15 protein-coding genes are annotated in these 15878 nt (G+C 68.8%); 7 read left to right on the forward strand and 8 right to left on the reverse strand.

Annotated elements, in window-relative coordinates; all coding sequences use genetic code 11:
• Positions 1-263: 263 nt before the first annotated feature.
• From AC5I49_RS15810 to AC5I49_RS15825, 4 genes are all read left to right on the forward strand, one after another.
• Entirely contained in the window at positions 264-2333 is a 2070-nt protein-coding gene (locus AC5I49_RS15810; protein ID WP_016450371.1) for an ATP-dependent helicase, read from the forward strand.
• An 18-nt stretch (positions 2334-2351) separates the two neighbouring features.
• Positions 2352-2834: a hypothetical protein gene (locus AC5I49_RS15815; protein WP_279494062.1), complete on the forward strand. Its 483-nt coding sequence runs from the start codon at positions 2352-2354 to the stop codon at positions 2832-2834.
• Positions 2835-2921: 87 nt separating this feature from the next.
• Positions 2922-4142 (forward strand): phospholipase A, encoded by a 1221-nt coding sequence (locus tag AC5I49_RS15820; RefSeq protein WP_047219272.1) that lies wholly within the window; start codon positions 2922-2924, stop codon positions 4140-4142.
• 166 nt (positions 4143-4308) lie between these two features.
• The gene (locus tag AC5I49_RS15825; protein WP_160855432.1) at positions 4309-4770 is read left to right on the forward strand and encodes a hypothetical protein; all 462 of its coding nucleotides are present in this window, start codon (positions 4309-4311) and stop codon (positions 4768-4770) included.
• 27 nt (positions 4771-4797) lie between these two features.
• On the opposite strand, the gene AC5I49_RS15830 is transcribed toward AC5I49_RS15825, so the two are convergent.
• Entirely contained in the window at positions 4798-5268 is a 471-nt protein-coding gene (locus AC5I49_RS15830; RefSeq protein ID WP_016450367.1) for a universal stress protein, read from the reverse strand.
• Between the two features lie 135 nt (positions 5269-5403).
• Between AC5I49_RS15830 and tgt the strand changes: the two genes are divergently transcribed.
• On the forward strand, positions 5404-6576 hold the full coding sequence (gene tgt, locus AC5I49_RS15835; RefSeq protein ID WP_046988757.1) for a tRNA guanosine(34) transglycosylase Tgt: 1173 nt from the start codon (positions 5404-5406) through the stop codon (positions 6574-6576).
• 45 nt (positions 6577-6621) lie between these two features.
• Here tgt and AC5I49_RS15840 read toward each other — a convergent pair whose 3' ends face one another.
• Positions 6622-7572, reverse strand: coding sequence for a LysR family transcriptional regulator (locus AC5I49_RS15840; protein ID WP_016450365.1), 951 nt, complete (start codon positions 7570-7572; stop codon positions 6622-6624).
• A gap of 112 nt (positions 7573-7684) precedes the next feature.
• Here AC5I49_RS15840 and AC5I49_RS15845 point away from each other — a divergent pair, with 112 nt between their 5' ends.
• Positions 7685-8815 (forward strand): aryl-sulfate sulfotransferase, encoded by a 1131-nt coding sequence (locus tag AC5I49_RS15845; protein ID WP_016450364.1) that lies wholly within the window; start codon positions 7685-7687, stop codon positions 8813-8815.
• Positions 8812-9810: a Bug family tripartite tricarboxylate transporter substrate binding protein gene (locus AC5I49_RS15850; protein WP_016454503.1), complete on the forward strand. Its 999-nt coding sequence runs from the start codon at positions 8812-8814 to the stop codon at positions 9808-9810. The genes AC5I49_RS15845 and AC5I49_RS15850 overlap by 4 nt, the downstream gene beginning before the upstream one ends.
• 34 nt (positions 9811-9844) lie before the next feature.
• Here the strand turns inward: AC5I49_RS15850 and AC5I49_RS15855 are convergent, their stop codons facing one another.
• The 6 genes from AC5I49_RS15855 to AC5I49_RS15880 all read right to left on the reverse strand — a co-directional run bounded on the left by AC5I49_RS15855 (position 9845) and on the right by AC5I49_RS15880 (position 15857).
• On the reverse strand, positions 9845-10621 hold the full coding sequence (locus AC5I49_RS15855; RefSeq protein ID WP_227472682.1) for a D-apionate lactonase family protein: 777 nt from the start codon (positions 10619-10621) through the stop codon (positions 9845-9847).
• 97 nt (positions 10622-10718) lie between these two features.
• Positions 10719-11879: a GGDEF domain-containing protein gene (locus tag AC5I49_RS15860; protein WP_244160491.1), complete on the reverse strand. Its 1161-nt coding sequence runs from the start codon at positions 11877-11879 to the stop codon at positions 10719-10721.
• A 193-nt stretch (positions 11880-12072) separates the two neighbouring features.
• A complete protein-coding gene (locus tag AC5I49_RS15865) occupies positions 12073-13092 on the reverse strand; it encodes a GGDEF domain-containing protein (protein ID WP_227472683.1) in 1020 nt (339 codons plus the stop codon).
• 302 nt (positions 13093-13394) lie between these two features.
• The gene (locus AC5I49_RS15870; protein WP_017406530.1) at positions 13395-14492 is read right to left on the reverse strand and encodes a zinc ribbon domain-containing protein; all 1098 of its coding nucleotides are present in this window, start codon (positions 14490-14492) and stop codon (positions 13395-13397) included.
• Positions 14493-14559: 67 nt separating this feature from the next.
• Positions 14560-15378, reverse strand: coding sequence for a DUF2145 domain-containing protein (locus tag AC5I49_RS15875; RefSeq protein ID WP_026062678.1), 819 nt, complete (start codon positions 15376-15378; stop codon positions 14560-14562).
• Positions 15379-15386: 8 nt separating this feature from the next.
• The gene (locus AC5I49_RS15880) at positions 15387-15857 is read right to left on the reverse strand and encodes a hypothetical protein (protein WP_016450357.1); all 471 of its coding nucleotides are present in this window, start codon (positions 15855-15857) and stop codon (positions 15387-15389) included.
• Between the last annotated feature and the right edge of the window lie 21 nt (positions 15858-15878).

Genomic DNA, 15878 nt, shown 5'->3' on the forward strand with positions numbered 1-15878 from the left:
TAGCAGCGGGAAATGAACAGATTGAGGTCGCCTGGAGCAAATATAGGCGAGCACTGATATTTTCGATAGTTTTCGCTCAACGATCACACCCATCAATGTGAACTTTTCTATCGGTGGCTGTACAGCCACAGACAGCTCCCAGCGGGTCGCGAGATTTGTCGCCGAATTCCAAGGGTGCTTACACCTGCCCGGACGGCCCCGACCCCCGAAGCGGTATGCTCCCGCTTCCCTCACTTTCACGCCTTTCCCCGCGCAACGCACCCATGTCCGCAGGACTCAATCTGGCCCAGCTCCAGGCCGTCCACTACACCGAAGGCCCCTGCCTGGTCCTGGCCGGCGCGGGCTCGGGCAAGACACGCGTGATCACGCACAAGATCGGACGCCTGATCGAGACGGGCATGGCGCCACGGCGCATCGCAGCCATCACCTTCACCAACAAGGCAGCGGCCGAAATGCGCGAGCGCGCGGCCGGCCTCATCGGCCGACAGGCCAAGGATGTGCTGGTCTGCACCTTCCACGCCCTGGGCGTGCGCATGGTGCGCGAGGACGGCCATGTGCTGGGCCTCAAGCCCCAGTTCAGCATCCTGGATGCCGACGACGTGACGGGCATCCTCAAGGACTGCTCGGGCGGCACCACCGACCTGGCCACGGCGCGCCAGTGGCAATGGACCATCAGCAACTGGAAGAACGCCGGCTGGGACAGCCGCAAGGCCCTGGCCATGGCCCAGGACGACAACGAACGCAGCACGGCGCTGATCATGCAGCGCTACGAAGAGCGCCTGACCGCCTACCAGAGCGTGGACTTCGACGACCTGATCGGCATGCCCATGCGCCTGCTCAAGAACCACGCCGAGGTGCGCGAGAAATGGCAGCGCCTGCTGGGCCATGTGCTGGTGGACGAATACCAGGACACCAACGCCACGCAGTACGAGCTGCTCAAGCTGCTGGTGGGCAGCCGGGCCCACTTCACGGCCGTGGGCGACGACGACCAGAGCATCTACGGCTGGCGCGGCGCCACGCTGGACAACCTCAAGAAGCTGCCGGTGGAGTTCCCGCAGCTCAAGGTGATCAAGCTGGAGCAGAACTACCGCTCCACCTCGGCCATCCTGCGTGCGGCCAACAACGTGATCCAGCCCAACCCCAAGCTCTATCCGAAGACGCTGTTCTCGGAGCTGGGCGAAGGCGAGCCCGTGCGCATCGTGGACTGCGACACCGAGGAGCACGAGGCTGAGCGCGCCGTGGCCCGCATCCAGAGCCTGCGCGCGGCCAGCAACCCGCCGCCGGACTGGAAGGATTTCGCCATCCTCTACCGCGCCAACCACCAGGCCAAGCCCTTCGAGAAGGCCTTGCGCAAGGCCAACATTCCCTACAAGGTCTCGGGCGGCACCAGCTTCTTCGACCGCGCCGAGATCAAGGACCTGTGCGCCTGGTTCCGGCTGTGGATCAACAACGACGACGACCCCGCCTTCCTGCGCGCCATCGGCACGCCCAAGCGCGGCATAGGCCACACCACGCTGGGCAAGCTGGGCGAGTTTTCCTCGCAGCACAAGCTCAGCATGTTCGGCGCCCTGTTCGCGCACATGCTGGAAGCGGCCCTGCCCAAGAAGGCGCATGACAGCCTGCTGGAGTTCGGCCGCTACATCAACGACCTCGAATACCGCGCGCGCCACACGCTGGGCGCCGAGCAGTCGCGCGGCTTCATGCTCGACTGGCTCAAGGAGATCGGCTACGAGCAGTACCTCTACGACAGCGAGGACAGCGAATCGGTGGCCGCAGCGCGATGGAGCAACGTGCTGGAGTTCTGCGACTGGATGGCCCAGCGCGCCGGCGGCCAGATCGAGGATGCGGCGGGAACGACCACGCACACCGAGGTCAAGAGCCTGCTGGAGGTGGCGCGCAACATCGCCCTGCTGTCCACCATCAGCGAGCGCGAGAAGGAGCAGGACATGGTCATCCTGTCCACGCTGCACGCCTCCAAGGGCCTGGAGTGGCCGCATGTGATGCTGGTCGGCGTGACCGAGGGCATGCTGCCCTTCAAGCTCGACGACGACGATGGCCGCCAGCAAAAGGTCAGCGACGAGACCGCCCAGCGCCTGCAGGAAGAGCGCCGCCTCATGTACGTGGGCATCACGCGCGCCCGGCGATCGCTGGCCGTGAGCTGGACCAAGCGCCGCAAGAAGGGCCGCGAGATGGTCTCCACCCTGCCCAGCCGCTTCATCAAGGAAATGGGCCTGGACGCCGCCACCTCGCGCGAAGACCCGCGCGAGAAGCTGCGCCAGCTGCGCGCCGAGTTCGCGCTCAAGGCACAGCAGTCCACGCCCGCCGACTCCTGATTCCCCGAAAGACACCGCATGCGTTTTTACCGCCCCGTTCTCAGCCTGGCGCTGGTGGCCGTGACCGCCGCCTGCTCCAGCACCGCCTTGCAGCCCACCGCCCAGGCCAAGGCCGCACCCAAGGCCGCCCGCACAGCCTCCGCACAGCCCCCTCTCTCATGCCCCGAGGGCGAGGAAATGAAGGACAGCCAGCTGCAGGGCGAATGGACCGGCACGGTCGAAGGCCAGGCCCAGCCCGTGCGCCTGCAGCTGGGACCGCACCCCCAGTGGAAGGGCAACGTCAAGGGCACGATCGCGCGCGGCGCAGACACCCGGCCCATGGTCGGCGACGTGGCCGATGACCACATCACGCTGGAAGAAAGCGCCGACGGCAAGCGCATCACCGCCACCTGGCTGGGCGATGTCGTCGAAGGCAGCTGCGCCCGCGAGATCCGCGGCAACTACCTCGAAGGCGAGGATGCCGCGCCCCGGCCCTTCGTGCTGCGCAAGCTCGCGCCCTGACCGGCCCCCGAGCCTGCACACGAGCCCCTGCTGCCTCTTCACTCATTACCCCTTACTCTTCGCTCCTTCCATCACCGGACCCCTGCCATGACGAATCCTCCACACCTGGATCGCCGCAAGCGCCCAAGCCGCACGCCGACACCCCTGCAGTGGGCCCTGGCCATGGGCCTGGGCGCCACGCCCTGGCTCGGCGCCCAGGCGCAGACCGCGCCCCGCCCCCTGTCCGAGGACGCCTGGCGCCAGTGCGCCGCCACCACGGACAACCAGTCTCGCCTGGCCTGCTTCGACACCTGGGCACAGCAGCAGCAACCGCTGACCGCGCCGCCGGCCACCGGCTGGAGTGCTCCGGCCGCCAGCGCCGCAGCCGATCCTGGCGCCCTGCCCACGCCCGCCCCCGTGGTGACGGCCGACAGCGGCCAGGGCCTGGCGCTGCCCACCACCCCCACCAACGGCGGCTGCCGCGACCCGCGCTACAGCGAGCTGTCGCGCTACTTCGAGCTGGAACCGGGCAGCGACTGCGGCACCTTCAGCTTCCGCGGCTACCGGCCCATGTCCGTGTCCGTGGTGACGGCCGACCATGTCAACCGGCAGCCCACCACGCCCGGCAAGGACCCTGCGCAGTCGCAGCCCTACAAGACCGAGGAAATGCGCGTGCAGCTGTCGGTGCGCACCAAGGTCGCCCAGGGCCTGCTGACCGGCAGCACCTCGGCGGGCAAGGACTCGCTGTGGGTCGGCTACACCCAGCAGTCGTACTGGCAGCTGTTCAGCCCCGCCATCTCGCGGCCCTTCCGCAACACGGACCACGAGCCCGAGATCTTCTACGTCTACCCCACCGATGCCCGGCTGCCCTTCGGCTGGCGCTGGCGCTACAGCGGCGTGGGACTGGTGCACCAGTCCAACGGCCAGAGCGATCCGCTGTCGCGCAGCTGGAACCGCTGGTATCTGATGACCGGCTTCGAGCTGGACAACCGCTGGCAGCTGCACGCCAAAGCCTGGCAGCGCATCCGCGAAAGCGCCGAGCACGACGACAACCCGCGCATCCAGGACTACATAGGCCGGGGCGAGGTGAAACTGGGCTGGAACGTCAATGCGCAGAACTATCTGGGCTTCACTGCGCGCGGCTCGCTGGGCCAGGGCCGCGGCTCCGGCCGCGTCGAATGGCTGCGCACCCTAGGCGAAGGATGGAACGGTGGCAAGAGCAATTTGCGCCTGCATGTCCAGCTTTTCAGCGGATACGGTGACAGCCTGATCGATTACAACTACAAGCGCACCGTGCTCAGCGTGGGCTTCAGCCTTCTGGACTTCTAGAAGGCCGGCCCTCGCGGGCACGCTTTGCCGCTTGCCCTTCGCGGGGAAGCCCCGCCCCGCTGGCTGCATTGCCAGCGGCCGGGGCCATGCGTCAGAATGCGCCGATGCCCCGGGCCTTTTCAGGCAGGCCCGGAACCCGCCCCAGAACGAACCGCGGAGGTCCGCCATGGATTTGCAATACCAGCTCAAGGCCGGCAGTTACTGCCTGTACGACATGCGCGAGACGCCCAGTGCCATCACGGGCGAGCGCCGCTGCCGGCTCAGGACCGAGCTGGTGGCCATTGCCTTCGACCTGGTCACGGGCCAGGTCCATGAGCATGGCTCGCCCACGCGCATCCATGCCTGGGCGCTGTGCATGCGCCGGCGGCTGCGCGCGGCCGGCGACTGGGACCAGGCCGACAGCATCGTCGTGGTCTCCGGGCCCCTGCCGGTGGATGAGATCAACAAATGCCTGGGCATACGCGGCTATTGCCGCCGCATGTTCCAGCGCCTGGCCAGCCTGCCGCACGGCAAGCTGCAGCCCCACGCGCATGCGCACGCTCATGGTGCCCACGGCGCCTACGGAGCTTACGGCGCCCATGCAGGCCGGCACCAGAGCCATCAGGGCCAGCAGCGGCGGGCTGCCTGAAGGCCCGCGCGCCTGCCCGGCGCGGCCTCACTCGGGACTCAGGTCCTGCTCCTCATCTTCATCGCGCGGCTCGGCATGCTTGACGATGGTCACCGGCAGCCGGCTGTTGCGCGCCACCTCGCGCGAGACCGAGCCGATCAGCACGCGCCGCAGGCCGCCCTGGCCCAGCGCGCCGATGATGATCTGCTCGCAGCCCGTGCTCTCGGCAATGTCGGCCAGCGCGGCGGCGGGCTCGCCCAGGCCGATCTCCACCTCGTAGGAAATGCCGGCCGCCCGCACCAGGGCCACGGCCGGCGCCACCAGGTGCATGCCGGCGTCCACGCTGGCGGCGGCGATCATGTCCGAGTCCTGCGTGGCCAGCTCGAACAGCGAGGCCTCCTGCTGCACATGGGCCAGCACGAAATGCGCCTGAAGGCCCTGGCGCACCAGGGAGATGGCGTGGTGCACGGCATCCAGCGAGGGCTCGGACCCGTCGACGGCAATCATGATCTTCAGCATGCAGACCTCCTTTTTTGTAGCTGGCGAATCGCAACCATCCCAGTGTAGACGCGGGCCGGCTAAGCCGGACGGGCTCCGGGGACAGTCGCGGCGCGTCCGACACGCGCATGCGGCCATCTGGGACAATGGAGGGCTATGCTGCAATTCGACCTGCTCAAGACCGATCCCTCCAGCCACGCGCGCCGCGGCCAGCTCACGCTCAACCACGGCGTGGTGCAGACACCCATCTTCATGCCCGTGGGCACCTATGGCACCGTCAAGGGCGTGATGCCGCGCAGCCTGCAGGAGATGGGCGCGCAGATCATCCTGGGCAACACCTTCCACCTGTGGATGCGCCCGGGGCTGGACATCATGCAGAGCTTCGGCGGCCTGCACGGCTTCGAGAAGTGGGACAAGCCCATCCTCACCGACTCGGGGGGCTTTCAGGTCTGGAGCCTGGGCGCCATGCGCAAGATCACCGAGGAAGGCGTGCACTTCGCCAGCCCCGTCAATGGCGACAAGCTGTTCATGTCGCCCGAAGTCAGCATGCAGATCCAGACAATCCTGAACTCGGACATCGTCATGCAGCTGGACGAATGCACGCCCTACGAGACCAACGGCCACAAGACCACCGAGGCCGAGGCACGCAAGAGCATGGAGATGAGCCGCCGCTGGGCCAAGCGCTCCAGCGACGAATTCCAGCGCCTGGGCAACCCCAACGCGCTGTTCGGCATCGTGCAGGGCGGCATGTACGAGAACCTGCGCGAGGAATCGCTGCAGGCCCTGGTCGAGATGGACTTCCCCGGCTACGCCGTGGGCGGCGTCTCGGTGGGCGAGCCCAAGGACGAAATGCTGGCCATCATGGCCCACACGCCCCACCGCCTGCCGGCCCACAAGCCGCGCTACCTGATGGGCGTGGGCACGCCCGAGGACCTGGTGCAGGGCGTGGCCGACGGCGTGGACATGTTCGACTGCGTCATGCCCACGCGCAATGCGCGCAACGGCACCATCTTCACGCGCTATGGCGACCTGAAGATCCGCAATGCCCGCCACAAGACCGACCACCAGCCGCTGGACCCCAGCTGCACCTGCCACGCCTGCGCCGGTGCCAGCGGCGTGAGCTGGGAGCAAGGCGGACGCGACGGCTTCTCGCGCGCCTACCTGCACCATCTGGACCGCTGCGGCGAGATGCTGGGCCCCATGCTCACCACCATCCACAACCTGCACTACTACCTGAACCTGATGCAGGAAGTGCGCAATGCGCTGGAGGCCGGCAACTTCAGCGAAATGCGTGCGCGCTTCAAGGCCGAGCGCGCTCGCGGCGTCTGACGCCCCGCAGCCGATCGTTCAGGTCACTCAGGTGGCCAGGGCCGCTCAGGTCGCCATATCCTTGAGCGACCAGGACACGCCGGTCTCGAAGCCGGCGCGCATCTCGTCGGCCACGCGCTCCAGCTCGTCCAGAAACAGGCGCATGGCGGCCGCCCTGGTGTAGCCGATGCGCTGGTACAGACAGCTTGGCAGCTGTGCTCCTGCATCGTGCAGGGGCCGCCAGAGCAGGCGGCCGGCCGCCACATCCTCGGCCACGTTGTCGGGCACCAGGAATCCCAGGGCCGTGCTGCCGGCCACCAGGCGCCGCACCATGGGCACGGAGCTGGTCTCCACCAGCGGCCGCTGCTGGTGCAGGGCTGCGCTGTCCATCTGCTCCAGCATGCTGCGCAGCTCCATGCCCGGCGCCATCAGGATCAGCGGATAGGCCACGCAATCGCGCAGGCGCAGCAGGCGCGGCTCGGTGGCCAGCGGATGGCCGGGGGCCATCACCGCGCCCAGCGGCTGGGGCCAGGCCCGCACCTCCTGCACGCCGGGCGGCGGCGGGCGGCGCAGGCAATAGGCCACATCGATCTCGCCCTGCGCCACGCCGCGCAGCAGTTCCTCGCCCGTGCCCGAACGCACGCTGAAGGTGATGCCCGGATAGCGTGCATGCAGGCTGGAGATCACCAGCGGCAGCAGGTACTCGGCCGTGGCATGGGACACGCCCACGCGCACATGGCCCCGGCGCAGGGCGCGCAGGTCCTCCACCTGGGCCAGCGCGTTGTCGAAGTCACGCTGGCTGCGCCGCACGGCCGCCAGCATCAGCTCCCCGGCCGTTGTCAGCTGCATGCCGCGCGGCAGGCGGTCGAACAGCGGCACGCCGACCTGGGCCTCCAGGTTGAGGATCTGCTGGTTCACGGCCGCCGCCGTCAGGTGCAGCGTGACGGCGGCCTTGCGCACCGAGCCACGGCGCGCCACCTCGTCGAAACAGCGAAAGGCCTGGGAGATTGCGGGCATGGCGCGGAGTGTAAATTTTTATCTGACACCTCATCCAAAACAAACAGCTATTCCTGACGCTTGCGACTGCCTACAGTGGCGCTCATTCCCCGCCCTCCTTTGAAAGCAGCCCATGGCAAGCACCGTAGACCAAGTCACCCAGCGCCGCCGCGGCGTCGGACTCATCGCCCACGACCCCGCCCTTTCGGCCGGCGGCTACACCCTGATCGCGCCGCAGACGGCCGACGGCCATGTCTACCTGGTGGACATCGAGGGCCGCGTGGCCCATGAATGGAAGCTGCCCGTGCGCGCGGGCCGCCATGCCGTGATCCTGCCCAACGGCAACCTGGGCTACAACGGCAACCACCCCCGCTCGCCCGATCGCTATGCGCCATGGTCCATGTGGCATGGCGGCGATTTCTACGAGGTCACGCCGCAGGGCGAGATCGTCTGGCGCCACGAGGACCCGGACCACCACCATGACGCGCAATGGCTGCCCAACGGCCATCTGCTCTACGCCGCCTGCGCGCCCGTGCCTGCGGGCTTTGCCGAACGCGTGCCCGGCGGCACCGCGCACGGAGCCGGCGAGGTGATGTACGGCGACGTGATCCGCGAGGTGGACCGCAGCGGCCGCCTGGTCTGGGAGTGGAAGGCCTGGGAGCACCTGAAGCCCGAGGATTTCCCCATCCACCCGGGCTTTGGCCGATACCACTGGCCGCTGGTCAACGGGCTGGGCGTGAGGGCCGACGGCAGCGTGCTCATGAGCCTGCGCACCACCTCCGGCATCATCGCCGTGGACAAGGCCAGCGGCGCGGTGACGCTGCACATTCCGCCTTCCGTGGTCTCGCACCAGCATGCGCCCGTGGCGCTGGACAACGGCCACATCCTGGCCTTCGACAACGGCAACTTCCGCGAAGGCGCCCACGTGGCCTTCTCGCGCGTGGTGGAGATCGATCCGGCCGACCACCGCGTGGTCTGGAGCTACCAGGACGAGATGGTCAACGCCTTCTACACCGCCTTCATGGGCAATGCCCAGCGCCTGTGGAACGGCAACACCCACATCACCGAATCGGCCACGGGCCGGCTCTTCGAGGTCACGCCTGCGGGGGAAGTGGTCTGGGAATACATCCTGCCCTGGTTCGCCGAGTATCCCGATGCCGCAGCGCGCCGCACCGGCCCCGGCCGGCTCAACAGCGTGTTCCAGACCTGGCGCTACCACGCGGACCAGCTGCCCTGGCTGGGCGCTGCCGGGAGGCTGGCATGAGCCTCAACCGCAGGCAACTGGCGGCCTGGATGCTGGGCGCGCCCTGGCTTTCGCCGGCAGCCCGCGCCTCCACGGCTGGGGCCGACGCCTGGCCCAGCCAGCCGCTGACCGTGGTGGTGCCCTTTTCGCCAGGCGGCAGCGTGGACGTGGCCGCACGCCTGGTCATGCCGAGGCTGGCCGAGCGGCTGCACCAGCCCGTGGTCATAGAGAACACGGTGGGCGCCTCGGGCACCATCGCCACCCAGCGTGTCATCAAGGCCCGGCCCGACGGGCACACCGTGCTGTTTGGCGTGGCCAGCTGCGTGCTGATCGCGCCGCTGGTCTCGCCAGAACGCTTTCGCTATGACGGCCTCAGGGAGCTGCTGCCCGTGGCGCCCGTGGCCTCTTCGGCCTTCGTGCTGGCAGGCCGCCCCGACCTGCCGGCCGCCACGGCGGCCGAGCTGGTGCAGCTGTCACGCCAGCAACCGGGCCGGCTGACCGTGGGCACCGACGGCGTGGGCACCAGCCTGCACCTGACGGCCGAAATGCTCCAGCAGCAGGCCGGCCTGTCATGGACGCATGTGCCCTACAAATCCGGCCCGCAGGCGCTGACCGAGCTGGCAGGCGGGCAGATCGACCTGGCCGTGCTGCCCGTGGCCCTGGTCCAGTCCTTCGTGCGCGAGGGCAAGCTGCGCGGCCTGGGGGTGACATCGCGCCAGCGGGCCGCCACCTTGCCGCAGACACCCAGCCTGTCGGACACGGCGGTCTGGCAGGCGTTCGATGTCGAAGCCTGGCAAGGCCTGCTGCTGCCAGCCCGCACCGATGCCCGCATTGCAGAGCGCCTGGCCCGGGAGACCGCCGCCGTGCTGGCCGAGCCGGAACTGGTGCGCAAGCTGGCCGAGGCCGGCTTCAAGCCCATGGTCATGGAGCAAGCCCAGTTCACCGCCCACCTGCAAAGGGAGAGAAAGCTGCTGGAGGCCACCGTGCAGGCCGCCCGCCTGCAAGGCACAGGCTGACCCGGCCAGGCCTGGCCAGGCGCTGCTTGCGGTGCTACTGCAGGGCGCCGGGCGAGACAAACGAGAGGCCGGCCATCTGCACCAGGGTCCGGCCCCGGGTCAACGGGTAGGAGGGCGAAGGAGACAACGCGCGCGGCTGCAGCCGGAAAAAGGCCTTGCCGCCACAGCGCTGGCCCAGCATCTCGAACTCGGCGCCTTCCAGGCGGCAATCCACCTGCAGGCCCGGTGCGGGCACATGGGCGATGCCAGACAGCTGCGACAGGCGCTGCAGCGCATCGGGCTCGGGCAGCACGGTGGTTTCGGCGCTGCCATCGACATGCTGGACATGCACGGGCCGGCCAGCCAGGACCTTGAGCGGATACACCAGCTCCAGGCCCGCCCGCCCGGCGCGCAGGCCCCGCTGCAGGCCGCCGTCGACATCCCCCTGGGCTCGCGCCCAGCACGTGAAGCTCAGTCCGCGCGCCGAACCCACGATGCGCACGCGCCAGGCCAGGCTCAGCTCCTCGCAGTCCACCACCGTTTCGTAGAAGGCCTCGAAGCGGCCGGCCCGCTCGCGCAGGCTCAGTTCGCCCGCGCCATACACACAGCGGTCACCCTGTCCGTCGCGCGCCACAAAGGCCATGGAGCGCAGGATGTCGACGCCGCCATAGCGGACATTGCGCAGGCCGCCGTCGGCCAGTTCGGCGCGGAGCGGGCCGGCCTGCAACTGGCGGGGGCCGGACTGCAGATGCCTATCCCAGCCTTGCGCAGACACCACGATGCCAGCGCCCTCGGGCCCGTTGCCGGCGATTTCAGCGAACCATTGGTTCATATTTGCACCCTTGTCCATTCCGAGCATGGATGCCGATGCTATGGACGATCGGTGCGCATGAATAACGATGTTTTCTGTCACTCGTCGTGAGCTGCACTCACAAGCGGTCAGGCATTCCGGCATCAGTCCGGGGGGCCGGGGCGCCGCTCAAGACCTGCGGGGCCTGTTGCGGCTCCAGCACCGTGCAGTTGCGGCCCTGGGCCTTGCCTCGGTACAGGGCCGCATCGGCGCGCGCGATGGTGGCCTCCACCGATTCGCCCGTGCGGTACTGCGCCGCGCCCAGCGTGCAGGTGACGCGGGCGCCATCGCCCAGGGTGTGCGTCCACGGAGCCTCGGCAATGCGCAGGCGCAGGCGCTCCAGCAATTCGCCGGCCTGGGCAAGGCCGGTGTCCGGCAGCACCAGCAGGAATTCCTCGCCGCCATAGCGGCCCACGCCATCTGTACTGCGCAGCTGCGACTTCAGCAGCGCGCCGAAAGCGCGCAACACGCGATCGCCGCCTTCATGGCCAAAGCTGTCGTTGATGCGCTTGAAGTGATCTATGTCCAGCAACGCCACGCACAGCACCTCGCCACGCTCCTGGGCGGCGGTGCGCACTTCGTGCAGCCGCTCCATCACGCCGCGCCGATTGCTGACGCCGGTCAGGTCGTCATGGCGCAGCAGGGCCTCGATCTGCGCCAGCGCAGCGGCCAGCTTGTCATTGGCGATGCCCAGCCGGTACTGCATGCTGCGAAAGAAGGTCGCCTGCACGCTGCAGCGCACCACGGCCCCCAGCACCACGCCGAAGGCCAGCAGCTGGCCCGCAGCCGTGTCCGTGGTCATGCGCATCAGCGGACCCCGCCAGCAGATGATGGCGGCCACGGCAACGAGGGTGCCTATCCACGTCAGCCAGAAGCTGGTGCGGCTGCGTGCGAGAAAACCGTCGGCGCTGAAGGCGATCAGCATCACCATCGACTGGAACGCCAGCGCGGGTGCCGCCATGACCATGCCCAGCACGCCGATGATGGACACCAGCTGGTGCGTGAGGAACATGCCCGGATCGCGCAGCTTGTGGCACCAGTCGCTGGCATAGGCCCAGGTGATGAAGCCCATGCCGGCCGCCACCCACAGTCCATAGCCCAGCACCACGGGCCAGGGCGCGTAGCCGGCCCATGCATGGCCCAGGAACAGCAGCAGCGCATAGAGATGGCTGAGCAGCACGGAGATGTGCAGCTGCCAGGTGCGGCGTTTCCAGCGCTCCAGGTGCAGCGCCTCGTCCACCAGCGGTGACGCCGGCTTCGGCCCCCAAAGGAGGCGGTCGGGAAGATTCCGGGAAATGGAGGAAAGCACGGGCATGCAATGAAGCGCGGCGGGCCGGCGGCCCCGATGGGCGCCCATTGTGACCGCATCCGGGAAATCCCGAGGAGCGCGCTCCCCCGCAGGGGATGAACAGGCCCTATCGCAGGCTGTGCGTCTAGGACGCGCGCGGCGGCCGCACATCCTCGGCCACCACGATCTGGTTGCGCCCGCAGGCGCGGCCATGCAACAGGGCTGCCTCGGCCCGCTGCACCAGCCGCTCCGAGGTCTCGCCCGCCTGGAACTCCGCCACGGCCAGGGTCAGGGTCAGCGGGTCCTTGTCGGGATCGGGGATGGGCGTTTCGCTCCAGCGCTGCTGGCGCACACCCTCGCGCACGCGCTGCAGGGCCCAGACGGCCTGGACCGAGGCGGTATCGGGCATCACCAGCATGAAGGTGTCGTCGCGGTAGCGGCCTATGCCGTCCACGGTGCGCAGATGCGTGACCAGCAGGCCGCTGAGCATGAGCAGCACGCGGTCCTGCAGCGAGGGGCCCTTGTAGGCCTGGTGAACACCCACGCGCTCCACCCACGGGTCCAGCTCCAGCAGCACCACGCAAAACGGCTCGGGCTTGCGGGCATGGCGTTCGCGCAGGCCATCGACCACATCCATCAAACGCGCGTAATTGGCCACGCCGGTGAGTGTGTCGCGCCCCGTGGGCAATTGCAGCGAGCCCACGCGTTTTTGCAACTGCTGCACATCGTCGGCCAGTTGGCCGCAATAGCTCGACAGCTGCGCCAGCTCCTCGGTGTACTGGCGCTGCATGCGGCTCAGCGCCTGCCACAGCGCCAGCGCATGCACGGCCAGCGGCAGCAGCACGCTGGCCAGCCACAGGATGCGCACGGCGACCGGGCCCGGCGCCATCTGCGGCATGGGCCTGGCCACCACCACGGCGCAGAGCATGGCCAGCATGGCGCACAGCACCACCACCTGGCCCGTGGGCAGATGCAGCGCCTGCTCGCGCTCGCCATCCCAGGGCAGCCAGGCGACGGCCGCCAGCCACAGCAGGGCACAAGCCCAGGCCAGGGTCGGCTGCCATGCCGCCAGCAGCAAGGCCATCGTGGCCTGTATCCAGCCATGGCCGCGCAGCGTCCGGGTCAGCGGCAAGCCGGCTGCATGGCAGCGCCAGATCCAGGCCATGCCGGCCAATGCCGACAGCGCGGCGTAGGCCGCCCATGCTTTCCATGAAGAAGGGCCCGCCAGCACATGACCTGCCAGAAGGGCCGCCCCCACGGCCCAGGCCGCAAGGGGAAGGACATGGGCGGACCCGCCGGCCGGTGGGTGGGCGGGTTGCGCTGGCGTGTGTTGTGGGGGATACGGCAGCTGGCGTGACATGGCATCCTCGCTGAAGACATCTGCGCCCCGGCCGAGCGCGCAAGCCATGGTGTACCACAACCCCGTGCAGCTTCAAGGGGCTTGGAGCCCCTGACGGCCAGGCCGGCTCAGCCTGGCGCCGGCCCGGGCTCCTGCGCCCGGGGCAGCACCGCACCCGCCTTTCTGCTGTGGCCATCGGCCTGGGCGCCGCAGCTGTGGCAAAAGCGTACAAAGGCGCTCTTGCGGGTGTTGCAGCTGCCGCAGCGGTCGAACAGGCCGATGCCGCAGTGGGGACAGAAGTCGATGGCGCCGTCCTTCAGATCCACGGGGCGCTCGCAGCCCGGGCACACGCCCTTGGCCAGGCGGGCCAGGGCCACGTCGTAGCCCAGTTCCTGGCGCCGCTGCGTCTCCGGCAGCGATTCCTGCTGCTTTTGCCTTTCAAGATAGCGGTTCAGGCCCAGGATGGCCGCGCGCCCCAGCAGCACCGTCACCACGATACCGACCACATAGCGCACGTAGCCGCCGTAGTCGGGCAGGTACGGCACAAGTTCAACGAAGAAAGCGAACAGCGCAAAGAAGATGAATCCCCAGACGAAGGGCCACCAGGTGCTCTTGCGCTGTTTGGCGAACAGCCAGCCGGCCGCCAGCAGCAGCGGCAGGGTCAGCGCCAGGCGGTAGAGAAAGACACGCAGCTCGACGGCGCGCATCTCCGTGCGCCAGGATTCCATGGCCCCGTCGCGCAGATCGTCCCATTGGCGGTTGGCCGCGTCCAGGCGCTGCCGCGCCCGCAGGCTCGTATCCTGCAGCCGCTCCACGGAGGCGCGGGCGGTGTTCTCTTCCTGCTTGATGGCATCGAGCGCCTGGGTGCGCGACAGCAGTTCGCTGTCCTGCTCGGGCCGGGCGGTGGCACGGCGCGTGGCCACCCAGTTGTCGAAGGTCTCGCGCGCCGAGCGGTAGCGCGACTGCGCGGCCTGGTACTTGAGCCGTGCGTTCTCCAGCGCCGTTTCCGCCTTGTCGTGGTCGGCATCGGCGGCCTTGATCTCGGCCTTCACGGGCTCGGCCGCCTCGGGCGCGATGAAGTCCTCCACCGTGCGCGGCGACTCGACCTGGGGCAGGTCGCCCACCACCAGGCCGCCCAGGCCGATGAGGAAGGACGCGAACACCACCGCCACCAGCCACAGGCCTCGGCGGAACCATTTCTCGGGCAGACGCAGGGCCTTGCTCATGGGGAAACTCCTGTTTCAGTGGCCTGCGGCCGAGGAAGACCGCAGGCGGAGGAAGAGCCGGTCCGGCTCAGGGCAGCACGCGCACCGGACCCGCCAGCTGGCTGCGCTGCAGCCACTGCGTCACCGACTCCACGGTCACGGTCTCTATGCGGCTGGCATAGCGCTTGTCGTTGGGATGGTCGTCGAAGGCGATGTTGGCGGCCGTCACGCGCCCGCCCAGCCGCGACAGCGCGCGGATGACCAGCACGCCCGGCTCGTAGCCCTTGAACTGCAGCCAGGCCTGGGCCTGCTGGCGCCGCTGCACCGTGGCCGGCTCCATGGCGGCGGCCAGGGTTTCGGTGGCCCACTGGTTGGACTGCTGGTAGCGCTGGCCCCAGGCATAGCTGACCATGCTGTAGGGCTCGTGCTGCAGGCGCAGCACGGTCTGGGGCTGGGTCAGAAAGGTCCACAGCGCCTGCTGCACGGCGGGCGTGGGCACCTGAACGCCGGCCTCGTAGCGCCACAGGTCGTCCAGGAAGAACTCGCCCAGGCCCTGGCGGTAGACATGGCCGCCGGCCGTGCCGCATTCGTTGAGCTTGTGCGCCACGCGCCAGGGGCCTTCGGGGGTCCTGTAGGCCCAGCCGTAGTGCGAGTAGTGCAGGTCGTACTTGCTCAGGTCCTGGCCCACGCGCGCCAGCAGCACGACACGGGTGCCGTTCTTCGCGTACTCGGCATCCAGCGCCTGGGATGTGCGCTGGGCAAGGTCCAGCCCCTTTTGCAGGGACTGGGGCGTGAGGGGCTTGTCCTCGCAGCTGCGCCCTGCATGGGCCGTGCCCAGCGCGGCGGCCAGCAGCAGACCCAGGCAGGCGGCACGGGCTGCAGGGGAAGGAGAAAGCGGCGGTTTCATGGCGGGCATCACAGGCGTTCGTTGTGCAGCAGGGCCTTGCCCATCTCGTTGGGGATGAAGGCCAGCACCTTGCCGGCCGCCGAGATGATGACGCCCGTGCCGATCACGCTGCAGGTCAGCACCGTGCCCACGGCGTAAGCCGAGGCGGAGGCGCCTCGCCCCACCACTTCCACGCTGGCCTGGGCGCCGTCGGAGGCACGCTCCAGCAGGTAGACCGTGCCCGTGGCCGAGGCCTGCACTGCCTTCACTGTCAGCACCGCGCCGCCCACCGACAAAGCGGCAGGCACGGCCACCACGGCGCCAGCGGCCGCCGAAGCCACCGAAGCCGTGCCCACCACGGAGGCCACGGGCAGCATGGACAGCGCCACCGAGGCCTCGCTTTGCGCATGGGCAGGCGCCATGGCCAGGGCTGCGCACAGCGCACCAGCGGCCAGCAGGGCACGCGGCAGGCGCGTGAAAACGGATTGGTTGACCATCATTGCTTGGACTCCTGGAAATGC

The sequence above is a fragment of the Delftia sp. genome (assembly GCF_059499305.1).